Source organism: Streptomyces sp. SID5785, assembly GCF_009870065.1.
Lineage (GTDB): Bacteria > Actinomycetota > Actinomycetes > Streptomycetales > Streptomycetaceae > Streptomyces.
The window spans coordinates 1-5,457 of record NZ_WWIA01000761.1; the positions used below are offsets into that span (position 1 = coordinate 1).

Consider the following 5,457-nt stretch of genomic DNA (forward strand, 5'->3'; position numbering starts at 1 on the left):
CGTCCGGCTCCGGCAAGTCCACCTTCCTGCGGTGCATCAACCACCTGGAGAAGGTCAACGCCGGCCGGCTCTACGTCGACGGCGACCTGGTCGGCTACCGCCAGCAGGGCGACAGGCTCTACGAGCTCCGCGACCGCGAAGTGGCCCTGAAGCGGCGGGACATCGGCATGGTGTTCCAGCGCTTCAACCTCTTCCCGCACCTGACGGCGGTGGAGAACGTCATGGAGGCGCCGGTCCAGGTCAAGCGGCAGTCGAAGTCCGCGGCCCGGCAGCGCGCGCAGGAGCTGCTCGAACGGGTGGGGCTCGCCGACAAGGCGGGCAACTACCCCTCGCAGCTGTCCGGCGGCCAGCAGCAGCGCGTCGCGATCGCGCGGGCGCTCGCGATGGACCCGAAGCTCATGCTGTTCGACGAGCCGACCTCGGCGCTCGACCCGGAGCTGGTCGGTGACGTCCTCGACGTCATGCGGGACCTGGCCGAGTCGGGCATGACGATGGTCGTCGTCACGCACGAGATGGGCTTCGCCCGCGAGGTCGGCGACAGCCTCGTCTTCATGGACGACGGCGTCGTCGTGGAGTCGGGCGACCCGCGTGAGGTGCTCACGAACCCGCAGCACGAGCGGACCCAGTCCTTCCTCTCGAAGGTCCTGTAGCTCCGCCGCGGTGCAGTACCAGGAAGGGGGCGCCCGGGGTCGAGACCCCGGGCGCCCCCTTCCGCGTACGGGACGGCGCGGTCAGCGCACCGCCAGCACCATCGCGTCCGACGGCGAGCTCCACACGGCCCGCGCCTCGGCGAATCCGGCGGTGCGCAGCGCCTGCGCGTGCCAGGACACGGAGGGGGTGTCCCCGTCCGCGTGCTCGCCGTAGATCTCGAAGCGGCGGGCGGTCGGGCCGGCCAGGGCCGGGTCCTTCGCGGCCAGGTCCCACCAGTCGGCCCAGTCGACCGCGCCGGCTTCCTTGGCGCGGTCCATGCGCGCGTGCCGCAGAGCGCGCTCCGCGGCGTTGATCCTCGGCGTGGACTCGTCGATCATGTGGTCCGCGTTCATGAACACCCCGCCGTCGCGGACGAGCGGGGCCAGTCGTCCGTAGAGAGCGGTGAGGGGCTCCGCGTGCAGCCAGTGCAGGGCGGTGGCGGTGAGGACGGCGTCGTACGAGTCGTGCGGCAGCGCCCGCGTCCACTGCGGGTCCTTGAGGTCCGCGGTGACGAACGTGACGCGCTCGTCGTCCGCGAAGGTCCCGCGGGCGATCGCGAGCAGCGCCGGGTCGAGGTCGACGCCGACGCTGGTCGCGCCGGGGAGGCGGGTGAGGAGCCGGTCGGTGATGCTGCCGGTGCCGCAGGCGAGGTCGAGGACGCGGGGCGTGGGCCCGGCGAAGGCCTCGACCATGTCGAGCATCACCCGGAACCGCTCCTCGCGGTCGGGCATGTACCACTCCTGCTGCCGGTCCCAGCTGTCCTGCCAGGCGCGCCAGTCGGTCGTCCCCGCGGCGGCGGTCTCGGTCACGTCGGTCATGGAAGCCCTCCCGGACGGGCGCGTAATACCCTGAATACCAGCGCGAGCATTACGCTCACTCGGCCCGACGATAGACGCCCCCGGTAAGGACTACAAGTGGAACTGGCCTATTACTCGGACTACGCGGTGCGTCTCGTGAACAGCGAGGAGCCCGGCCGCGGCACGGACGAGCTGACCTCGGTCGAGGCGGTGCGCTCCCTGTTCGGCGCCAGCCGGTCGGCGGCCCGGCGGGCCACCGAGTCCGACCTGACGCGCTTCCGCGGGGTCCGGGCCCGGCTGCGCGCCGTCTTCGAGGCGGCCGACGCGGGCGACGAGACACTCGCCGTCGACCTTCTCAACTCACTGCTCCTGGAGTTCCCGGTGAGCCCGCAGATCTCCGGGCACGACCACCGCGACGACGACGGCAGGCCGCTGTGGCACATGCACCTCGCGGACCACCCCTCGAACGCGACCGCGGGCTACGCGGCGATCGCCGCGATGGGCCTCGCCTTCCACCTCACCGAGCACGGTGTGGAGCGGCTCGGCCTGTGCGAGGCGGCCCCGTGCCGCAACGCCTACCTCGACACCTCGACGAACCGCTCCCGCCGCTACTGCTCGGACCGCTGCGCGACCCGGGCCAACGTCGCCGCCTACCGGGCCCGCAAGCGCCTGGAGGCCGACCGGTCGGAGCGCACCGGGCGCACCGCAGCGAACACCCAGGACAGCACCGCGGCCGGCGAGCGCTGACCCTCGCCGCTCGCCCACGGCTTGCGGTGCCGCAGCCGGCCCCGCACCCGGGCCAGCACCAGCTCGTCCGGGACGACCCCGTACACGGTGCTGTCGCCGCCCGCGCCCGGGTTGTCGCCGAGGACCCACCAGCCGCCCTCGCGGCGCTCGGCGATCCGCTTGACGACCAGCAGGTCCTGCTGGAACGGGTGGCGCAGGACCACGACGTCCCCGGGCCGCACCCGTGCGCCGTGCTGCACCAGCATCCAGTCCCCGGGGTACAGGGTCGGCACCATCGACGGGCCCTCGACCTCAATGATCTGAAACGGCACCTTCGCCTCGCGCACTTCCTCGATCGCCTCGGGCATCAGACAGCCTCCCCGGTTCCCGTCGGTGCTTCGGTCCCATCCTCCACCAGTCCCAGTCTGGCCCTGGACTTTTGACCTAAGCCCCCGGGGGCACTCGAGAAAAGCCGTCCTGCACGGAGTAATGTCCCACCTGAGAAGACGATCACGAGGAAGGACAGCTACATGCTTTCCCGCCTGTTCGCCCCCAAGGTGAAGGCCAGCGCCCACTGCGACCTGCCCTGCGGCGTGTACGACCCGGCCCAGGCCCGCATCGAGGCCGAGTCGGTCAAGGCCGTCCAGGACAAGATGGCCGCCAACGACGACGCCGCGTTCCAGACGCGCGCCATCGTCATCAAGGAGCAGCGCGCCGAGCTCGCCAAGCACCACGTGTCGGTGCTCTGGAGCGACTACTTCAAGCCCCCGCACTTCGAGAAGTACCCGGAGCTGCACCAGCTGGTCAACGACACCCTCAAGGCCCTCTCGGCCGCGAAGGCCTCGTCGGACCCGGCCACGGGCCAGAAGGCCCTGGACTACATCGCCCAGATCGACAAGATCTTCTGGGAGACCAAGAAGGCCTGATCCAGGCCCGGTTCACGACGACCCGCGGGCGGTGCACCCCCGCAGGGCCGGCGAACGCCTCGAAGGGGCCCGGCACGATGACGCCGGGCCCCTTCGGCGTGCCCGGGGCCGTACGGGAAACTGGCCGGAACCGCCCCCCGTCCCAGGAGTCCCGCCCATGCCCCGCCCCCGCGTCCTCTACGTCACCGACCTCGCGTACGAGGCCCGCGGCCGCCGGTACTGCGACGAGGACATCCTCCTGTCGTCGCGGCTGCGCGCCGCCTTCGACCTCGCGCTGTGCCACCCGCGGGACGCGGCCGCGCTGATGGACGGCTTCGACGCGGTCGTCGTGCGCAACAGCGGGCCGGTCATCGGCTACCGGGAGGCGTACGAGGAGTTCCGTGCCGCGGCCCTCGCCCGCGGCACGGTCGTCCACAACCCGCTGACGGGCCGCGGGGACATGGCCGGCAAGCAGTACCTGCTCGACCTCACGGACGCCGGGTACCCCGTCATCCCCACCGTCGACCGGGCGGCCGACCTGCACCGGCTGCCCGCCGCCGACTCCTACGCGGCCAAGCCGAAGCTCGGCGCGGACTCGATCGGGCTGCGCTTCGTCGCCCCGGACGAGCTGCCCGGACTGCCCTACGGCGACGGCCTGTTGGTGCAGCCGCGCATCCGCTTCCGGTACGAGGTGTCCTTCTACTTCGTGGACGACACCCTGCAGTACGCCCTCCACGCCCCGGACCCGGAGCGCCGCTGGGAGCTGCGGCCCTACGAGCCGACCGCGGCCGACCGGGAGTTCGCCCGGCGGTTCGTCGCGTGGAACATGGTCCGCCACGGGGTCCAGCGGGTGGACGCCTGCCGCACCCCGGAGGGAGACCTGCTGCTCGTCGAGCTGGAGGACCTCAATCCGTATCTCTCGCTCGACCTGGTGGACGAGGCGACGCGGGACGCGTTCGTCGCCGCGCTGACCCGGTCCGTCCGCGCGGCCCTCGCGGAAAGCCGGTAGCCCGGCCGCGCCCCGCTCTGCCACAGTCGGCCCATGGCTGACACCGGGATCCTGACCGCGGCGGACGTACGGCTGATGCAGCGCCTGGCCCAGCGGGTCACCGCGCTCCGCCCCGACCTGGTGAACAGCGACGCCGCGTACGGCGAACTGGCGTGGAACTGGGGCCGGGGGCACGCCACCGCCGGCCCCCACTGGCGCCGCCGCCTGTGGTGGGACCGTGGCGAGCCGGTCGCGTGGGGCTGGGCGGCGCTGCCGCGCCGGGTCACGCTGAACGACGGCTCGGTCAGGGACGTGACGGGCGCGCACCTCACCTATCAGGTCCATCCCGGGCACAGCGCCCTGGTGGACGAGGTGATCGACTGGTACGACACCCTGGCGGCCGGGCTCGAGCGCACCGTCGTGCCGACCGAGGACGCCTTCGCGCTGGAGCGCTGGTCGGCGCACGGCTACGCGGACGACCCGGACGCGCTCGGCGACACCGGCTCGTGGACCCAGCTCAACGTGCGGGACCTGGACGACGGGCTGGAGCGGCCGGAGCTCCCGGACGGCCACCGCTTCCTGACCGCCGACGAGACGACGCCCGAGACCGTGGTGCGGGCGCACGTGGCCGCGTGGGGGCCGAGCGCGTACGACCTGGCGGCCTACGAGGGGGTCAGGCGGACCGCACCGTACCGGGGCGACCTGCACGTCCTGGTGGTGGCGCCGGACGGCACACCGGCCGCGTCGGCCCTCATGTGGCTCGACGAGGCCAACGCGACCGCGGAGTTCGAGCCCGTCGGCACGCATCCGGAGCACCGGCGGCGCGGGCTCGGCCGGGCGCTGCTGCTGCACGGCATGCACCGCGCGCGGGCGGCGGGCGCGCGGCAGATGACGGTCGCGTCGCTGGGTGCGCCCGGCCACCGGGCCGCGCGCGGGCTCTACTACAGCGTCGGCTTCCGCCGGTTCACCCGGGACGTGCCGCTGCTCAGGCCGGCCACTCCCTGACCTCGGTGACGGCGGCGACCGGCAGCGGCCCGTAGATGTGCGGGAACAGCTCGCCGCCGGGCTCGCCCTCCTCGTCCCGCACCGGCACATCGAGCCGGTCCGGGTCGATCACCAGGACGACCAGCGTGCCGGGGGCGGGCCGCTCGCCGTACAGGGCCTCGGCGACGCCGCGCAGTTGGGACGCGTACGAGCAGTGGATGAAGCCGACGTCCGCGAGGCTCTTGCCGCGCGTCGACCCAGTGTACGCACCCGTGACCCCGGCCTCGTCCCACCGGGTGCGCTCGGTGAGGTGCAGCAGCTCAGTCATCCCGACACCCTAGGGCCTGTCCGGCGGATCATGTCGCGG

General features: G+C 72.8%; 8 protein-coding genes. 5 read left to right on the top strand and 3 right to left on the bottom strand.

All coding sequences use genetic code 11. The features are described 5' to 3' along the window. Positions 1–650: amino acid ABC transporter ATP-binding protein (locus GTW43_RS24985; protein ID WP_161304263.1), on the top strand; the 650-nt coding region annotated here is incomplete at its 5' end. 81 nt (positions 651–731) lie between these two features. On the opposite strand, the gene GTW43_RS24990 is transcribed toward GTW43_RS24985, so the two are convergent. Then, positions 732–1,508, bottom strand: a complete 777-nt coding sequence (locus GTW43_RS24990; protein WP_161304264.1) for a class I SAM-dependent methyltransferase — start codon at positions 1,506–1,508, stop codon at positions 732–734. A 96-nt stretch (positions 1,509–1,604) separates the two neighbouring features. Between GTW43_RS24990 and GTW43_RS24995 the strand changes: the two genes are divergently transcribed. After that, entirely contained in the window at positions 1,605–2,234 is a 630-nt protein-coding gene (locus GTW43_RS24995; RefSeq protein WP_161304265.1) for a CGNR zinc finger domain-containing protein, read from the top strand. Here GTW43_RS24995 and sodX read toward each other — a convergent pair. Further along, the gene (gene sodX / locus GTW43_RS25000) at positions 2,138–2,581 is read right to left on the bottom strand and encodes a nickel-type superoxide dismutase maturation protease (RefSeq protein ID WP_161304266.1); all 444 of its coding nucleotides are present in this window, start codon (positions 2,579–2,581) and stop codon (positions 2,138–2,140) included. The two genes, GTW43_RS24995 and sodX, sit on opposite strands and share 97 nt — an antisense overlap. A gap of 162 nt (positions 2,582–2,743) precedes the next feature. Between sodX and sodN the strand changes: the two genes are divergently transcribed. The 3 genes from sodN to GTW43_RS25015 all read left to right on the top strand — a co-directional run bounded on the left by sodN (position 2,744) and on the right by GTW43_RS25015 (position 5,111). Then, entirely contained in the window at positions 2,744–3,139 is a 396-nt protein-coding gene (sodN, locus tag GTW43_RS25005) for a superoxide dismutase, Ni (RefSeq protein ID WP_161304267.1), read from the top strand. 157 nt (positions 3,140–3,296) lie between these two features. After that, positions 3,297–4,127 carry a hypothetical protein gene (locus tag GTW43_RS25010; protein WP_161304268.1) on the top strand — a complete coding sequence of 277 codons (831 nt, stop codon included), beginning with the start codon at positions 3,297–3,299 and terminating at the stop codon, positions 4,125–4,127. Positions 4,128–4,160: 33 nt separating this feature from the next. After that, complete coding sequence (locus tag GTW43_RS25015) at positions 4,161–5,111, top strand: GNAT family N-acetyltransferase (protein ID WP_161304269.1); 951 nt, start codon at positions 4,161–4,163, stop codon at positions 5,109–5,111. Here the strand turns inward: GTW43_RS25015 and GTW43_RS25020 are convergent. Next, a complete protein-coding gene (locus tag GTW43_RS25020; protein ID WP_161304270.1) occupies positions 5,092–5,418 on the bottom strand; it encodes a DUF952 domain-containing protein in 327 nt (108 codons plus the stop codon). The two genes, GTW43_RS25015 and GTW43_RS25020, sit on opposite strands and share 20 nt — an antisense overlap. Positions 5,419–5,457 lie beyond the last annotated feature (39 nt).